The sequence below is a fragment of the Streptomyces varsoviensis genome, assembly GCF_000718635.1.
Lineage (GTDB): Bacteria > Actinomycetota > Actinomycetes > Streptomycetales > Streptomycetaceae > Streptomyces > Streptomyces varsoviensis.
In genome coordinates this window covers 154,131-170,731 of sequence record NZ_JOBF01000003.1, presented here as the reverse complement: position 1 = coordinate 170,731, position 16,601 = coordinate 154,131, and the positions used below count along the sequence as shown (strand labels likewise).

The following is a 16,601-nucleotide window of genomic DNA, read 5'->3' as shown; positions in this document are numbered from 1 at the left end:
CGGTCGACCGATCGATCCAAGATGCGGGTAGGCTTGCGACGGGCGGGGGGCAGACAGCGGACAGGCGACGGAGAGGGAAGGTGCGCACCATGGCCGGCCGAAAGCAGTTCGACACCAGTGCGGCCCTGGATCAGGCCATGCGAGTCTTCTGGCAGCGCGGCTACGCCGACGCCTCGCTCGACGCCCTCGGCTCCGCGACGGGCCTCGGCCGCGGCTCCCTCTACGGCGCCTTCGGCAACAAAGACGCCCTGTTCCGCCAGAGCCTCGACCGCTACGCCTCCATCTACGGCGCGCGGTACGAGCAGGCGCTCGCCGCGCACCCGGGGGAGCCGGTACGCGCGGTCGAGGCGTTCTTCGACGTCATCCTGGACCGCATCGCCGACCCGTCCGTCCCCGTGGGCTGCCTCATCGCCCAGTCCGCCGCGCAGTCGCCGACCCTCCAGGACGAGAGCGGCAACCACGTACGCGGCCTGCTCGACGCGCAGCGCCAACGGGTCCGCGCGGCATTGGCGGACTCCTCGGCCGACCCCGCCACGCTCGACGAACTCGCCGCCTTCGTCGTCTCCGTCAACCTCTCACTGGCCGTACTGAGCCGCGCCGGCTCCTCGGACGCGGAGCTGCGGTCCGTGGCCCGGCTGGCTTGCACGACGGTGGGGGACACCCTGGCTCGTACGGCCGGCGGTTGATCTATCGCGGGGCGGCAGGGGCGCTCCGGCCCGTACGGCCGGTGGCTGATCCGGCGCGTGGCCGCCGGGGTGCCTTGGCTCGTACGGCCGAGGGCTGACCTCGGGCGAGGTGGCGTCAGCGTGGATGGCCTGGAAGTGGACGATCTAGAACACGTCGCGCAGCGTCTCCAGGAGGCGGGCGATGTTGGCCTCGTCGCGGCGGTAGTAGGTCCACTTGCCCCGCCGGGTCGCGATCACCAGCCCCGCTTGCCGCAGCATCGCGAGGTACTGCGAGGTCGTCGACTGTCCCAGCCCCGCGCGCCGCTGGATGTCGGTGACGCAGACGCCGATCTCGACGTCCTCGGGCTCCTGGCCGGGGAAGCTCATCGGCTCCTTGAGCCACACCAGCATCTGGCGGCGGGCCGGATTGGACAGGGCCCGGAACACAGCCAGCAACTCCGCCTCCGAGAACACATGGTGATCGTAACGCACGCTCACATTGACGATTCGCGATATTACGATCTAAGGTCCCCGCATGTCGACTTCGATGCGTGCGGTGGAACTCGTCCGCTTCGGCGGCGCGGACACCGCGTTCGCCACCCGGGAACTGCCTCGGCCCACCCCCGGCCCGTGCCAGGTACTGGTGCGCGTACTGGCCACGTCCGTGAACCCCCTCGACCTCCAGACCCGGCGCGGCGACTACCGCGACCAGGTCGCGCTGCCCACGGTGATCGGCAACGACGTCTCCGGCGTCGTGGTCGAGGCGGGCCCCGGGGCGGACGACTTCCAGCCGGGCGACGAGGTCTGGTACCTGGCGCCGGTCTTCGCCGGGCAGGGCACCTACGCCGAGTACCACGTGGTCGACCAGGCCCTGGTCGCCCGCAAGCCCGCGCGCCTGTCGCACGTGGAGGCCGCCGGTCTCGCGCTCGTGGGCGTGACGGTGTGGGAGGCGCTGGTCGAACGGGCCGGGGTGCGGGCCGGGGAACGGGTCCTGGTGCACGGCGGCGCCGGCGGCGTCGGCTCGGCCGCCGTCCAGGTGGCGAGCGCGCTGGGCGCCGAGGTGGTGACGACGGCGCGGGCCAGGGACCACGAGTTCGTCACCGGCCTGGGCGCGGATATCGCGATCGACTTCTCGGCCGGTGACTACGTGCCGCAGGTGCGGGAGTTGGGCGGGGTGGACGTCGTGCTGGACACGGTCGGCGGGGACACCCTCACCCGCAGCCCGGAAGTCCTCGCCGACCGGGGTCGCGTGGTGTCCATCGTCGACATCCCCGAGCCCCAGAACCTGCTCGCCGCCTGGGGCGTGAACGCCACCTACCACTTCCTCTTCGTCACCCCCGGCCGCGCGCGGCTCAGCGCCCTCGGCCGCCTGGTCGACCAGGGCAGACTCCGCCCCGTCATCGGCGCCGTGCTCCCCCTGTCCGACATCGCCCAGGCGCACACCCTCCTGGAGGGCGGCACCATCGGCGAGGGCCGCCGGCGCCCCCGCGGCAAGATCGCCATCGCCGTACACCCCGAGGCCGAGGCCGAAGCCCCGCACCGGACCACGTACGCGCCTTAGCTCGCTGTTCGGGGTTGGCGCCGAAGTCTGGGCGCGCCGTGAGCAACAGGCCGGGCCCCCTCCACGCGGCGAGAGATCGCTTGGGCGGCCCTGGCGTCACCCCGCCGTTCCCGGCCCGGGCCCGATCCGTGTGGAGGCGAAGGCGGCGACGGTGGCCCGGGGCGGTGCGGCCCGCCGGGGGTGCGGGCGGGGGTGGCCCGCGGCGAGGACGTAGAGGGGGGTCTGGCCGATGTTGTCCAGCGCGCAGCGTTCGGCGAGCGGTGTATCGCAGAAGGCGCCGGTCTGGAAGGGGCCGAGCCCGAGCGCGGTGGCGGTCAGCGCGAACGTCTGCCCCAGGTGGCCGGCGTTGAGCAGAGACACCCGATAGGCCCGCGGGGTGGCGTATTTGCAGCTCATGCGCTCCAGCCGCGCAGCCAGAACGACGAGGAAGGCGGCCTCCCCGGCCCACTCCTGGCCGGCGCACAGTGCGCCGGCTTCCTCACGGGTCAGCCCCTCGGCGAGGAGTTCGAGGGAGTGCTGCAACCCGTTGTAGTGGTACCAGCCGGCCGCCAGGCCGCTCACGTTCAGGACGCCCAGGTAGGCGTCGAGTTCCTGTCGCGCCCCGCCCTGCGGGCTGGTGCGGCGGTAGAGCGCGGAGCGGCCGGAGTCGATGAAGTCGACCGGCCCGAAGCACGTGGCCAGAAGCGTCGCCAGCGTCTCGACGGAGACGGGCTCGTCCGTGAAGTCCCGGTGGGTGCGCCGCTCGTACAACACGTGTCCATAGGGAGTGTCCAGTTCCGGCCTGCCGCCCGCCCGCGGCAGCAGCACTCTGGCGGCGTGCGGGTACTCCGTGAACAGCACCGGCTCCAGGGCCTCGCCCCGCACCGAAGCGTCCGGGTCGGTTTCCGCGTCGCTGTCGTCGTAGATGTCCTGGGACGCGTAGTGCAGGAACGCGGCTTCCGGCGCCCACGCTCCCCAGCGGCGCTCGATCTCCTCGTCCCGCGCCGCCCGCGGGGTGTCCTCACGGACCAGAGCGCCGGCCTCGGCCAGCGCGGCCACGGCCTCCTCGACCGTGCCGGCGGTGAGGTGGTCCAGACTCTTCGCCGGCCCCGGGCCCCTGACCCGCCGCCGCGGCGGACCGGGGGCTGCGCGCTCTGCGACCGCGGTGCCTAGGCGGCCGTGAGGCCGTCCTTCACCGCCGCTACGAAGGTGGTCCAGGCGGTGGGGGTGAAGGAGAGGGTGGGGCCATGCGTGCGCTTGCTGTCGCGGATCGGGACGATTCCGTGAGTCTGTACGGCGGTAGGGGCCCATTCGACGCATTCGCCGCCGTTCGCTCCGCTGTGCGTGGACTTGAACCAGCGGAGTGTTTCGGTTGTCACGGGGGCGTCCTTTCGTGCCTGGTGGCGCATGGCCCCTGACCCGCCGCTGTGGTGGCTCGGGGGCCATGCGCTCTGCGGTCACGGGCTTAGGCGACGGTGAGGCCGTCCTTCACTGCCGCTACGAAGGTGTTCCAGGCGGTGGGGGTGAAGGAGAGGGTGGGGCCGTCGGTGTTCTTGCTGTCGCGGACGGGGACGGTGCCGTGAGGAGCGGCGAGGTTGGCGGCGATCTCGATGCACTGGCCGCCGTTGCCGCTGTACGAAGACTTGAACCAGCGGGGGGACTCGGTCGTCACAGGGTGCCCTTTCGTACCTGGTTGATCATGGCCACAGACGCCGCCTGGGAAGGGGCTTCTGCCTGCAGTTGATGGTAGGCCGTCAGCAACGGGACCACGCAGGCACTTTCGCGCTCGAAATGGCCTTGCTGTGCGGATTCGGCGTACGACGTGAGCGACCGATCCGCCATCGTCAGTACAGTTATGGGCAGGTTGAAGGGGCGGCGCTCCCCCATATCGAACGGCGCGACCTGGAGCATGGTGTTCGGCAGCTCAGCAAACTCGACTAGGCGCGCCAACTGGGCGTCCATTACTGCCGGTCCACCGACGAGGCGGCGGATACAGCTTTCGTCCAACACTACGAAGACCAACGGCGAGTTTGCCCGAGTGAGTGCGGCTTGCCGCTCCGCAATGAGCGCTACCCTCTCCTGTGCCTGCTCGGATGTGATCGCCTTGCGCTTGACGCCGGCTTCTTCGATGCGCGACGCGTACTCCGGCGTCTGGAGCAGGCCGGGGACCACTCCCACCTCGTACAGTCGGATCTCGACCGCCCGGCTCTCGTAGCTGACGTACTCCGGGAAGCCTTCGAGCAGGCATCCGTGCCGCAACTCTCGCCACTCTCGTTCGAAGCTGTCGGGGCTGTCCGTGAAGTTGAGGGCGTTGTCAACTTGGCGAGCAAAACGAAGAGTTGCAGTTTTGCGGCCAGTTTCTACGGCCGAGATGTGTGTACTGGAGTACCCCGTGTGCTCGGCGAGACCTTCTTGTTTCCAGCCGCGCGCTTCGCGCTCCTTGCGTAGTCGGGCTCCGAACGCCGCTTGGGGGCCGCTGTCGGGGTTCAACTCTTTGATGTTCAAGGGCTCACGAGACCTTCCGTGCTCGACTGACACGTTGAGCGGGCCTCGACTGTAGGGCACTCTGATTCCGCTTGGTAGTGGGTTCACTACAGAGAGGAGCTGCAATGCCCTCGCACATTGCTCCGGACTGTCACCATGGGCCCCAGAGGGGCCCAGAAAACCCGGGCGCAAAAGGCGAATCCCTGGCGGAACTGGAGCGGGTGATCGCGGCCGGTGGGTTCTGGCGCTTGGTGCCGGATTGGGTGGCGCGTGAATACGCGGAGCCTACGCGGGAGTTGACCGAGCGGGTGCGGAACGGACTGAGGCGGTTGAATACATGAGGAGTGCGGCGCGGGAAGCGCTTTCGCGGTTGATGGAGGAATTGGGGGCCGACGGTGTGCTCCTGGTGCTCAAACCGACTTGGTCGGTGTCCAGTGCGTCCGGAGCGGTGCCGGTTGAGCCGGTCCGGCGGGCCGGTGTTTCGACAGGGTCCATCGCGTTTCCGCCGTGTACGTGCGCCGAGCACCGGGCGGGACGGGGCAAGCCCGATACGGCCGTGCGGCTCAGCGCCAAAGGCGGTGCTGAAGGCAACGGAAGCGGAAGCGGAAGGGGGAGCGGGGGAACGGACGGGGGCGGCGAGGGTTCCTAGTCCGGCCCGTACGCCCCCACCAGCCCGTACGCCCGTACCGTCATACGCGGCGGCCTGCCGTCTCAGCCGTCCAGGGTGATCGCGCTCTTCGCGCGGTCGCGCGCTGCCTCTGTTTCCGGTTCCAGGGGGCTGCGGCCCGCCAGGGCCTGGTTGAGGTGGATGTAGGGGCGCATGCGGTCCTCGGCGCGGGCGTAGGCGGCGCGGTGGTCGCCGTCGGAGGTGGCCAGGGAGTCGGCCAGTACGTACGCGCCGACCAGGGCCAGGCTCGTGCCCTGGCCCGTGATCGGAGAGGGGCAGTAGCCGGCGTCGCCCACTAAGGTCACGCGGCCCTTGGACCAGCGGTCCATGCGGACCTGCGCCATCGTGTCGAAGTAGAAGTCGGTGGACGCGGCCAGGTACGTCAGGAGCCGCCGGCTCTCCCAGCGCAGGCCGGCGAGGCGTTCGGCGGCCAGCGCCTTGTGGGCCTCGGTGTCGCGGTAGTCGTAGTCGGCCAGTTCGCCCTTGAAGCCCAGGGTGACCCTCAGCTCCGAGTTGTCGGGCACGGGGTAGGCGATGAGGGCGAAGGGCAGCACGCCGTCGGTGACGCGGATCTGCCAGTTCTCCAGGCCGAGGAAGTTCTCCGTGCTGAAGATGGCTATCTGGTGGCCGAGTTGGTGGAGCAGCGGCTTCTCGGGGCCGAAGGCCAGGGCCCGTACGGTGGAGTGCAGCCCGTCGGCGCCGACCACATAGTCGAACGTGCGGGGCGCGCCCTGCTCGAAGGTGGCCCGTACGCCGTGCGCGTCCTCGTCGAGGGTGGCGATGGAGTCGCCGTACACGTACTCGACGTCGTCCCGGGTCGCCTCGACGAGAAACCGCGAAAGGTCCTCGCGCATCAACTCGACGTCGGTGCTGTCCAATCGGCCGCCGGTGAACGTCCGCTCGGTGGTGCGGTCGAGCTCGTTGCCGTCGCGGTCGAGAGTGGTCATGCCGCGCATGCTGGTACGGGCCGCGCGCACCTGGTCGCCGAGGCCCATCCGGTCGATGACGTCGAGTGCGGAGCCGCGGATGTCGATGGCCTGGCCGCCGGGGCGGGGGGCGGGGTTGCGTTCGACGATGGTCGGGGCGAAGCCGCGGCGGCGGAGCCAGTAGGCGAGGGCGGGGCCGGCGACGCTCGCGCCGGAGATGAGAACAGTCTTCATGCGATCTCCTCAGTCCTTCGGCCTCCGGCGTGCGCCGCACGGAGGTCGCACGAAGGCCGCACGGAGGCCGTGCGGCATCCGTGCGGCGCACGGGAGACCGACCCGATCGAGAGGACACCTCGATGCAACAGCACATTACGTCCGGGGAGTTCGAGTCGACAGGGGCTCAGGAGACGCAAGGGGCTGAGGTCGCATGGGGGACAAGGGCTGTGGGTGCTTCGGTCTCGCTATTCTTTGCTGTTTGCTGACCGAAGTCCGACCCGCGCCCGGTGTTCGGCCGGCGACCGGAGACCGCCCCCGGCCGGCCGCTGACGGAGGCCCGCCCCGAGCGCCCGGCCGGCCGGGCGGCCAGGCAACCCTGCCCGGCCCCGGCCGTCCGACGCCGTCAGTCCTTCGCGGGGGCCTGGAGGCTCCACACGCGCCCGTCGGGGTCGCGGACCGTCATCTCCTGGGTCCCGAAATGCGTGTTCTCGAACGGCGTGACCACCTCGACGCCCGGCTCGGGCCGGAACGCCTCCGCGTCCGGCACCTTCAGCACGAGCCGCGTCTGAGGCTCCTCGCTCTCGGGGACCTCGGCGATGAACAGGTACGGGCCGTCGCCGTTGCGGAGCTGCCCGGAGTTGTGGTCCGTCGCGAACTCCAGCTCGTAACCCAGCGCCTGGAAGAACTTCGCCGCCTTGCCCCAGTTGTGGGTCGTCAGGAACACGGCCTCGACTCCCTCGGTCGCCGCCATATCGGATCTCCTGTTCAGTCGGTTTCGGTCGAGCGTGGTTCGGGCCGCTCGCGCCACGTGACCCGCCGGACGGCCCGGTGTCCTGGCAAGCTACACGGCCGGGGGCGGCGAGGTCGCATTCCGTGAGCGGGTGGCCCGAGTCACGGACAGGTTGGGCAATGCACGTATATGGTCCGGGTAAAGCGCCCGTCTACCGGAGCGCGTGGGAGTCGCGGAAGACGAGGGCGGACAGTGGGCGGGAGAGCCTATGGGCAGGCGCTGCGCGCGGCGGCCTGTGCCCTGATGGGCTGGCAGGTGTGGCTGGTGTGGTGGATCGCCAGTTACGACGCCTCCACGGTCGAGTGGACCTGCGACCCGGCCGGCGGCTGCTCCAGCGACCAGTTCGCGTCCATGGCCCCCTTCGTCGGGATCGGCACCACGCTGCTCTTCGGCTTCCTCACCGCCCGCTTCCTCCAGCGCGCCGCCGCGGGCGCGGCCGTGGCGCTCGCCGCGCTCGCCGCCATCGCCGGCTGGTACGACGCCGTGGACGCCGGCCGGGTCGCGTACTCCACCGTCACCGACTACTTCATCGTCATGCCCATCGGGCGCTTCCCGGTCTCCGGCTGGCTCACCTTCCTGTGGGCCGTCGCCGGGGCCGGCTGCCTCGCCGCCTGGTGGGGCGCCGCCGTGAGCCTCCGCCGCACCGCCCTGCTGCGCCGCCTCTCCCGCCGGTACGCGACCGCCGACGCCGAACTCCACGGCTGGCGGACCGTCGGCGGCAAGCACGGCGAGGTCACCGTGGTCTTCCACGACGCGCGCGGCGACCGGCACGAGGTGCCGACGATCGTGGAGCGCGTCGCCCTGGAACGTACCGTCCGAGCCGTGTACGACGAGGCCCGCCCCGACGACCCCGCGTGCACTCGGGTCGCCGTGTCCCGCAGAAAGCTGCTGCGTTTCTCATGACCCGTGAGACCCGTGAGACCCGTGAGACCCGTGAGACCCGTGAGATGAGTCGTGAGAAGGGCGAGAGCCGTTCGGAGGGTGCGGATGGTGCGGATGGTGCGGCCACTGGGGCCCGTACGGGCCGTACGGGCCGTACGGGCCGTATGGGTCGTTCGGGTCGCGTAGCCCGCATTGTCCGCCTCGCGCGTCAGCTCTTCTCGCCGCTCGCGCTGCCGGCCGCCGTGCCGGTGGCGGCGGCCCTCACCGCGCTCGTGCGGGGCGCGGCCGAGGGCCCGTTCTGGCTGCTGCTGATCGGCCTCACCACCAGCGCGCTGGCCCTCGCCTTCCTCGGCGGCGTCGCCGAGAGCCGGCAGGGCGGCCGGGCCGCCGAACTGCGCGCCCGGGGGCCGCGGGCCTACGCGCCCGCGCTGGTCAACTCCGTGCGGGCGGTGCACAAGGAGACCGGCACCACCGTCTTCGACCCCGGCGACCCGAAGTCCGTGTTCGCCTTCGATCTGACGGTGGTGCCGGAGGGCCGGCCCCCGTACCGCGTCGAGGTCCACCACCCGCTGGACCTCCAGAACCTGCTCCACCGCACGAGCGCCGTCGTGGAGTACGACCCCCGGCAGCCGTGGCGGGTCGTCGTGCCGAACAACCCGCCGGGGGAGTGGCTGGCGCGCGCCCAGCGGCTGGACCCGGAGGCGGTCCGCGCCGCCGGCGGCCCGCTGCGGGCCTGGCCGGCCGGGTTCCAGATCCTGGCGATGGCCCTGGTCGAGTCGGGGCTGCTGTGCTGGTGGCTGCTGGGCTGAGGCGGGCTGAGGCGGGCTGAGGCGAGTTGAGGCCGCCTCAGGGGCGGCCCTGGCGTCGTCAGTCGTGTGATCGCCTTGGGACTTCCTCCGGCGTCGTCAGCCGTGGCGGCGCGGGTTCTTCTGGATCACCTTGCCGTCCAGATCGGCCACCAGATACGCCGAGCCGTACGCGTCCGTCACATAGACCTTCAGCACCGGCTGCTTGTTCAGGAACGGTTCGGCGGGGTCCACGTCCACGAAGTGGCTGGTCGGCTTCGCCACGCCGAGTTCGTTGTCCGCCTGGCGCAGCAGCCCCGGAAGGGCGTCCCAGCGGAATCTGTCCAGGTCCACCGTCGCCGTACCGGGCATCAAGGTGCCGCCCGCGCGCTCGCGGGCGGCCTTGCCCTTCTCGTACGCGAAGTGGTCGTAGAGGTTCTTGTCGCCCTTGGTCGGCGCCTCGGCGCTCGCCCGCTTCTCGTGCACCGTGAAGTCGGTGACGCGGGCGCCGCCCATCACCGGCTTCAGTTCGCGGATGACGGTACGGACGCCGTCCGGCGTGAGCAGATCGGTGCCGTCTCGCCCGTTCGCCGATCCTGCCGCCCCCGTCGCCCCCTTCGCGTCGGGCCCGTCGTCGGCCGCCTGCCCCTCCGGCGCGGGCAGCAGCGCCCAGACCAGCGCGGCGGTAACGGCCGTTCCGACGAGCGAGGTCACCAGCGGCACCACCCGGGCCCGCCGCACCCGGCGGCGCGCCTCCCGCTCGCCGAGCGGGGCGGCGGGCGCCGAGGACGAGCCCCGCGGGCGGCCGCCGCCGGGGCCTCCGGGGCCGCCGGTGCTGCCTGTCGGCGACGGCATGACCCTGGTGCGGGCGGGCGGCACGACAGCGGTACGGGCCGGGGCCGCCGAACCTTCCGAGTGCTTGGCGCTCGTACGGACCGGGGACGCGGGGCCGCCCGTCGGGTTCTTGGCGGTCGTACGGGCCGGGGGCGCGGGCGTGGCGCTCGTCTCCGCTTTCCCCTTCCCCTTCTCGTTCCCCGACTTCTCCCTCCCTGTCTCCGCCTCCGCCTCCGCCAGCATCCGGTCCAGCGACTCGGCGTCCGGCCGGGCGGCCGTGTCCCGTGTGAGCAGCGCCGTCAGTACGGGCGTCAGGGGGCCCGCGTGCTCGGGGGCCGGGACCGGTTCGTCGAGGATGGCCGCGAGCGTGGCGAGGGTGCTCGCCTTGCGCAAGGGGTGCCGGCCCTCCACGGCGACGTACAGCAGCATCCCCAGCGACCACAGGTCGGAGGCGGGGTCGCCCTCGTGGCCGCGCAGCCGCTCCGGGGCCATGTAGTCGGGGGAGCCGATGAGCGCGCCGGTGGCCGTCAGGCTGGTGGCGTCGCGGATGGCGGCGATGCCGAAGTCGGTGAGCACCGGCCGGCCGTCGGGGCGCAGCAGGACGTTGGCGGGCTTGACGTCGCGGTGCTGGATGCCCGCGGCGTGGGCGGCGCGCAGCGCGGCCAGCACCCCGCGGCCGATCCGGGCGGCCTCGGCGGGCGGCAGCGGCCCCCGGGCCAGCCGCTCCTGGAGGCCGGCGCCGGGCACCAACTCCATGACGATCCACGGGTAGGCGCCCTCGCCCTCGTCCACGATGTGGTGGATGGTGACCACATTGGGGTGGTCGAGCCGGGCGAGGGCGCGGGCCTCGCGCAGCACCCGGTCGCGCAGGACGCGGGCGGCGGCGGGGTCGTTCTCGGCGAGGGCGGGGTCGGGCGGCCGTACTTCCTTCAGCGCCACGTCGCGGTGGAGGGCGAGGTCGCGGGCGCGCCACACCATGCCCATGCCGCCGCTGCCGAGCCGGTCCGCCAGTTCGAACCGGCCGTCGATCACCCGGCTCACCGTTCACCACCGCCTGCGCTCATGACAAGGAGCGTACGTGCCCCCTCGGCCCCCACCGAGGGCCACCCTCGCCACCCGCCCCACCGCGCACCCGGGGCCACCCGAGTCGCACCCTCCGGGGCCATCTGAGTCGCACCCCGACCCTCACCCCCCGGGGCCACCTGATTCGCACCCCGACCCCCACCCCGACCCCCGCCTTCCCCCGCCGCTGCCCGCGACGACAGCCGCCGCGGGCAGCAGGCATGATGAGTGGTACCGAAGTGATCGCAGGTGAGCACAAGGCCCCACGGGGTCCATGAGGAGGGAACGTCCGCGTGAGGCGTCATGTGACGGTCGGCCGGGATCAGAGCGACGACTACCCGACGATCGCCGAGGCCCTCCAACGGGCGGGCGACGGCGCCGTGATCACCGTACGTCCCGGGCGGTACGCGGAGAACCTCGTGGTCAGCCGCATGGTCACGATCACCGCCGAGGGCGGCCGGGGGACCGTGGAGGTGGCGCCGCGGCGCGGCACCGTGCTTCAGGTGACCGCCGAGGCCGCCAAACTCTCCGGCATCGTGCTGCGCGGCCAGGACGACGACCTGCCCGCCGTCGATGTGCCCCGCGGCCAAGTCGCCCTGGAGAACTGCGAGGTCAGCGGGGCCTGCTGGACCGCGCTGCTGACCCGCGACACCGGGTCGCTGGCGATGCGCGACTGCCGGGTCGTCAACCCGGCGGGCGCCGGGCTCGTCGAGACCTCGTCCGCCCGCAGCAACATCGAGGACTGCGTGCTCGAACACCTCGGCAGCTCGGGCGTGGTGATCGGCGAGAACGGCGACCCGACGCTGCGCCGCTGCGTGATCCGCGACGCCCGAGGCAACGGCGTCCTCGCCAACGGGCGGGCCCGCGGCACCGTGGACGAATGCACCATTTCCACCACCGACAAGCCCGGCATCGCGCTGGAGCAGGAGAGCGCCACCCGCGTTCTGCGCACTACCGTCCGCGACGCGGTCGTCGGCGTGTACGTGGCCTCCGCCGCCCGTACCGAGCTGGCGGACTGCACGGTGACGGACGTCTCCGGGCACGGCATCGTCCTGGACTCCGGCACCGATCCGAAGCTGGTGCGCTGCGCCACCGCCCGTACCGGCGGCAACGGCATCCACGTCACCGGCCGTTCGCGCGGCGTCTTCGAGGAGTGCCTGGTCTCCGACGCCCGCTCCGCCGGGGTGTGGGCCGGCGACTGCGCGGGGCCCGCCTTCACCCGGCTGACCGTACGCGGCGGCGAGGCCGACGGCGTCGAACTGGTCGAGGAGTGCGCCGCCGAGTTCGACCGGCTCGTGGTGCGCGACACCAAGGGCAGCGGCGTCCTGGTGCGCGGCGGCGCCAACCCGTTGCTGCGCCGGGTGGAGATAGCCGACGTCGGCGGGTACGGCGTCGACGTCGCGGAGGAGGGGCGCGGCCGGCTGGAGGGCGGCGAGATCTCCGGTACGAAGCGGGCCGGGCTGCGGGCGGCGGGCGGCGGCGACCCGTACGCCGGACAGCTCGCCTTCCGGGCGACGGCCGGGTCCGGCGTCTCCGTCGGCGCCGAGGGCCGCTGCACGCTGCGGGACTGCGAGATCACCGCGGCGGGCAAGGAGGGCGTGGCCGTCGAGGAGGGCGGCGAGCTGGCCATGGCCCGGACCCGGGTACGGGAGAGCGGCAAGCACGGCGTGCTGGTGGCCGGCGGCGCCCGCGCGACGCTGGGCGGCTGCGAACTGGCGGCCAATCAGGGCGACGGGCTGCGCGTCGACAGCCTCGACGCCGTGGGCGTCACCGACTGCACCGCGCTGGAGAACCGGGGCGCGGGGCTGCGGGCCCCCGCCAACGCCGCGCGGCTGTCCGTGGAGGGTTTGACCAGCCGCGACAACGGGGCCGGTGACTCCTGGGACGGGGCGCCGGAGCCCCAGCCGGAGACGAGCGCCGGTACTGGAGGTACGGGAGGGGCTGCCGGTACGGGCGGCACGGGACGTACAGGCGATATGGGCGATATGGGCGCGGCGTCGGCCGTCGACGGTGCCGCACCCCCGGAGCGCGCCGATCCCGAGGGCCCGCTGGCCGAGCTCCAGTCCCTCGTCGGCCTGGAGGCCGTCAAGCAGCAGGTGATGACGCTCGTCAACCTCAACCGGCTGGCCCGGCGCCGCCGCGCCGCCGGGCTGCCGGTGCCGTCCACCGCCCGGCACCTGGTCTTCGCGGGCCCGCCCGGCACCGGCAAGACCACCGTCGCCCGCCTGTACGGCGCGATCCTCGCCTCGCTGGGCGCCCTGCGCACCGGGCACCTCGTCGAGGTCTCCCGCGCCGACCTCGTGGCGCAGGTGGTGGGCGGTACGGCGATCCGCACCACCGAGACGTTCGAGAAGGCGCTCGGCGGCGTGCTGTTCATCGACGAGGCGTACACGCTGAGCCAGGAGAGCGGCAGCGGCCCGGACTTCGGGCAGGAGGCCGTGGACACGCTGGTGAAGCTGATGGAGGACCACCGCGAGGACATCGTGGTCGTGGCCGCCGGTTACGTACCGCAGATGCGCGCCTTCCTGAACTCCAACCCCGGCCTCTCCTCGCGCTTCAGCCGGACCGTCGAGTTCGAGAACTACTCGGTCCGCGAACTCGTCACCATCGTGCGGACCATGTGCGAAGCGCACCGCTACGAGCTGACGGAACCCGCCGTCCTCGCGCTGGAGCGCCACTTCGAGGGCATGACGCGGGACGAGAACTTCGGCAACGGCCGGGCCGCGCGCAAGGTCTTCGAGGAGATGATCGACCGGCAGGCGTTCCGGCTCGCCGCGGTCGCCGAGGTCCCCGAGGCGGAGCTGACCCGGCTCACCCCGCAGGACGTCGGCGTGCCGCTGCCCGCCGCGACCGGGGCGGGCGCGGGCAAGCGCGACGAGGGCCGGGTCGCGGAACTCCTGGAACGGCTGCACGCGATGGTGGGGCTCGCGGCCGTCAAGACGGAGGTCGAGGACCTCGTCAACCTGCTGGCCCTCGCCCGGCGGCGGCAGGAGGCGGGGCTGCCCGCGCCGCCCATCGGCAACCACCTGGTGTTCGCCGGTTCGCCCGGCACCGGCAAGACCACCGTCGCCCGGCTGTACGGCGAACTCCTCGCCGCCCTCGGCGTCGTCGCCCGCGGCCAGCTCGTGGAGGTCGCCCGCGCCGACCTCGTGGGCCGGTACGTGGGGCACACCGCGCAGCTCACCAGGGACGTCTTCGAAAAGGCCCGCGGCGGCGTGCTGTTCATCGACGAGGCGTACACCCTGACCCCCGAGGGCGCCACCGGCTCCGACTTCGGGCAGGAGGCCGTGGACACGCTCGTCAAGCTGATGGAGGACCACCGCGACGAGGTCGTGGTCGTCGCCGCGGGCTACACCCGCGAGATGGAGGGGTTCCTGGCCTCCAACCCGGGCCTGGGCAGCCGCTTCTCCCGGCGGGTCGTCTTCGAGGACTACAGCGACGACGAACTCGTCTCCATCGTCCGCGCCCAGGCCGTCGCCGACGGCTACGAATGCGCGCCCGAAACCGTCGAGGCCCTCCACCACCACTTCACCACCCTGGAACGCGGCCCCCACTTCGGCAACGCCCGTACGGCCCGGCGCGTCCTGGAAGCCATGGTGACCCGCCAGGCGGGCCGCCTGAGCCGCGCCGCCGACGCCGGCATCGACGACTTGCGGCTGCTGCTACCGGAGGACTTGGCGGGCGGCCGGGCCATGCGCTGAGCGCTGGGCGCCGGGCGCTGGGCGCCGGGCGCTGGGCGCCGGGCGCTGGGCGCTGGGCGCCGGGCGCTGGGCGCTTGGCGCTGGGTGCCGGGCGCTGGGCGCTTGGCGGGCGGGCCTCGGCCCTGGCCCTGGCCCTGGGCCCGGCCCCGGGTCTGGCCCCGGGTCTGGCCTTGGCCCTGGCCCTGGTCCCGGCCCCCGCCCTGGTCGCGGTCCTGGCCCCGGCCCTGGCCCCGCCCTGGTCGCGGTCCTGGCCCCGGCCCCGGGTCTGGCCCTGGCCCTGGGCCCGGCCGGGCGGGCTTCCGAATGGGCGGGCCGGTGGGCTTCGCCTTGGCTGGGTGGGCTTCCGAGGGGGCGGGCCGGGGGCTTCGCCTTGGCCGGGTGGGTTCTTGAGGCTCGTAGGTGTCTGGTGTCCGGCGTCGGCGGGGACGAGGCGCGGTCGCGCTCGGCCATTGCCCTGGCCGGGTGGGCTTTGAGGCTCGTAGGGCATCCGGCATCCAACAGCCGGCATCCGGCGTCGGCGGGGTCGGGGGCGGTTGCGTTCGGCCGTTGCCCTGACCGGGCGGCTCTCGGTGCCGCCGGCCGTGTGACCTGGCGGTCGATGGGCGCTGTCGCGCGGCTGTAGGCGACGGCTGCCGAACCGGCCGCCTGGCGGTGCTCGGCGGCGAGGCCGGGCCCGGTGGCGGCCGTAGCGGCCGGGGCGGCAGGCGATGCCGTCGCGGTGCCGGTCGGGAGAGCCCGGGCGGCAGCCCGGTGGTGGCGGGCCGCCGTTACGATCGGCCTATGCGATCTTCCCGCCGCCCCGTGTCCCGTGGACTCGCCGGGGCCGCCTTGGCCGCCGCGCTTCTGATACCGGCGCTCGCCGCGCCGGCGGCCGCCGGGCCGCGGGAGGACAGCAGTTCGCTGCCGCAGATCCCCTCGACCGTTCCCGAGGGGCAGAAGTGCACGCCCGCGTCCAAGAAGAGTTCGTCCCAACTCCCGTGGGCGCAGGGCTTCCTGGATCTGGAACGAGCCTGGCAGCTCACTCGCGGCGCGGGTGTAACGGTCGCCGTCGTGGACACCGGGGCCGACACCGAGCACGTGCCGGCGCTGGCCGGGCGCGTGGAGGCGGGCCCGGACGTGGCGGGTTCCGGCTCGGCCGAGGGCGACTGCGTCGGGCACGGCACGTTCCTGGCGGGGATCGTGGCCGGACGGCAGCTCAAGGGTGTCCGGATGGCCGGGGTCGCGCCGGAGGCACGGGTACTGGCAATACGGGCCACCGACAAGCAGGGCGGGACGACGCCGGACCTCCTGGCCAAGGGGGTTCGGGCGGCGACGGACGCCGGGGCGCGCGTCATCGATGTTCCGCTGGGCACCGAATCGGCCTCCGCCGACCTGAAGGCGGCTGTCAGCGCCGCGCAGGCCAAGGGGGCGCTGGTGGTGGCCGCCGCCGATCCGTCGGGCAGCGGGAAGGGGCCCTCCTACCCGGCGGAACTGCCGGGCGTCATGGCGGTCTCCTCCGTGGGGCCGGGTGGCGCCCCGCCGCAGCGCAACGGCCAGGGCGCGGGCGCGAGCACGCCCGAACTCAGCGCTCCCGGCGTGTCCGTGGCGGGCCCCGGGCCGGGCGGCGCGGGCCAGTTCACCGGCGGCGGCGACGGGGTCGCCAGCGCGTTCGTCGCGGGGGCGGCGGCCCTGGTCGCGTCGTACCACCCGCGGCTGACCGGCCCGGAAATCGCCCGGCGGCTGGACGCCACGGCGAACGGCACGGGCGCCGCCGCCCCCGACCCGGTCTTCGGCTGGGGCACGGTCGACCCCGTCCACGCCGTCTCCGCCACCCTCACCGAGGAACACGGCGCGGGCACGCGTACGGGCGAGACGGCCGCCGCCATGCCGCCCGCGGCCTCTTCCGCCCCGCGCCACCAGGCCCTCACGATCGCCGCCGCCGCGGGCGGCACGATCCTGCTCGTCGCCTTCGCGGCGGCGGTCCTCCCCCGAGCCCGCCGCCGCGCCTGGCGCCCCGGCCTCCCCACCAACCGCCCCACGGGCTGACCTCGCCGAAACACACTCCGCTGG

Annotated in this window: 14 protein-coding genes; 6 read left to right on the top strand and 8 right to left on the bottom strand. The window is 73.1% G+C overall.

From position 1 onward, the window contains the following. Positions 1 to 89: 89 nt before the first annotated feature. On the top strand, positions 90 to 686 hold the full coding sequence (locus IF55_RS05355) for a TetR/AcrR family transcriptional regulator (RefSeq protein ID WP_030876052.1): 597 nt from the start codon (positions 90 to 92) through the stop codon (positions 684 to 686). A 144-nt stretch (positions 687 to 830) separates the two neighbouring features. Here the strand turns inward: IF55_RS05355 and IF55_RS05350 are convergent, their stop codons facing one another. Next, positions 831 to 1,139, bottom strand: coding sequence for an ArsR/SmtB family transcription factor (locus tag IF55_RS05350; RefSeq protein ID WP_030876049.1), 309 nt, complete (start codon positions 1,137 to 1,139; stop codon positions 831 to 833). A 61-nt stretch (positions 1,140 to 1,200) separates the two neighbouring features. Here IF55_RS05350 and IF55_RS05345 point away from each other — a divergent pair, with 61 nt between their 5' ends. Continuing rightward, a complete protein-coding gene (locus IF55_RS05345; RefSeq protein WP_048831571.1) occupies positions 1,201 to 2,226 on the top strand; it encodes a zinc-binding dehydrogenase in 1,026 nt (341 codons plus the stop codon). A 96-nt stretch (positions 2,227 to 2,322) separates the two neighbouring features. Here IF55_RS05345 and IF55_RS05340 read toward each other — a convergent pair whose 3' ends face one another. The 6 genes from IF55_RS05340 to IF55_RS05315 all read right to left on the bottom strand — a co-directional run bounded on the left by IF55_RS05340 (position 2,323) and on the right by IF55_RS05315 (position 7,249). Next, positions 2,323 to 3,264, bottom strand: a complete 942-nt coding sequence (locus IF55_RS05340; protein WP_211269944.1) for a SagB/ThcOx family dehydrogenase — start codon at positions 3,262 to 3,264, stop codon at positions 2,323 to 2,325. A gap of 110 nt (positions 3,265 to 3,374) precedes the next feature. Next, entirely contained in the window at positions 3,375 to 3,584 is a 210-nt protein-coding gene (locus tag IF55_RS05335) for a DUF397 domain-containing protein (protein ID WP_030876039.1), read from the bottom strand. Positions 3,585 to 3,670: 86 nt separating this feature from the next. Next, positions 3,671 to 3,877 carry a DUF397 domain-containing protein gene (locus IF55_RS05330; RefSeq protein ID WP_030876035.1) on the bottom strand — a complete coding sequence of 69 codons (207 nt, stop codon included), beginning with the start codon at positions 3,875 to 3,877 and terminating at the stop codon, positions 3,671 to 3,673. Beyond that, a complete protein-coding gene (locus IF55_RS05325; RefSeq protein ID WP_030876032.1) occupies positions 3,874 to 4,710 on the bottom strand; it encodes a helix-turn-helix domain-containing protein in 837 nt (278 codons plus the stop codon). Before IF55_RS05325 ends, IF55_RS05330 begins: the two co-directional genes overlap by 4 nt. A gap of 690 nt (positions 4,711 to 5,400) precedes the next feature. Continuing rightward, a complete protein-coding gene (locus tag IF55_RS05320) occupies positions 5,401 to 6,516 on the bottom strand; it encodes an FAD-dependent monooxygenase (RefSeq protein WP_030876030.1) in 1,116 nt (371 codons plus the stop codon). 385 nt (positions 6,517 to 6,901) lie between these two features. Then, positions 6,902 to 7,249: a VOC family protein gene (locus IF55_RS05315; RefSeq protein ID WP_030876027.1), complete on the bottom strand. Its 348-nt coding sequence runs from the start codon at positions 7,247 to 7,249 to the stop codon at positions 6,902 to 6,904. A gap of 231 nt (positions 7,250 to 7,480) precedes the next feature. Here IF55_RS05315 and IF55_RS05310 point away from each other — a divergent pair, with 231 nt between their 5' ends. Together IF55_RS05310 and IF55_RS05305 are read left to right on the top strand one after the other, a co-directional pair. After that, the gene (locus IF55_RS05310) at positions 7,481 to 8,191 is read left to right on the top strand and encodes a hypothetical protein (RefSeq protein ID WP_030876026.1); all 711 of its coding nucleotides are present in this window, start codon (positions 7,481 to 7,483) and stop codon (positions 8,189 to 8,191) included. 44 nt (positions 8,192 to 8,235) lie between these two features. Next, entirely contained in the window at positions 8,236 to 8,979 is a 744-nt protein-coding gene (locus IF55_RS05305) for a hypothetical protein (protein ID WP_157854264.1), read from the top strand. Between the two features lie 96 nt (positions 8,980 to 9,075). On the opposite strand, the gene IF55_RS05300 is transcribed toward IF55_RS05305, so the two are convergent. Next, a complete protein-coding gene (locus tag IF55_RS05300; protein ID WP_030876020.1) occupies positions 9,076 to 10,830 on the bottom strand; it encodes a serine/threonine-protein kinase in 1,755 nt (584 codons plus the stop codon). A 314-nt stretch (positions 10,831 to 11,144) separates the two neighbouring features. Here IF55_RS05300 and IF55_RS05295 point away from each other — a divergent pair, with 314 nt between their 5' ends. Together IF55_RS05295 and IF55_RS05290 are read left to right on the top strand one after the other, a co-directional pair. Continuing rightward, positions 11,145 to 14,552, top strand: coding sequence for a right-handed parallel beta-helix repeat-containing protein (locus IF55_RS05295; protein WP_030876018.1), 3,408 nt, complete (start codon positions 11,145 to 11,147; stop codon positions 14,550 to 14,552). A gap of 780 nt (positions 14,553 to 15,332) precedes the next feature. Further along, on the top strand, positions 15,333 to 16,577 hold the full coding sequence (locus tag IF55_RS05290) for a S8 family serine peptidase (protein WP_030876016.1): 1,245 nt from the start codon (positions 15,333 to 15,335) through the stop codon (positions 16,575 to 16,577). The last annotated feature ends 24 nt before the right edge of the window (positions 16,578 to 16,601 follow it).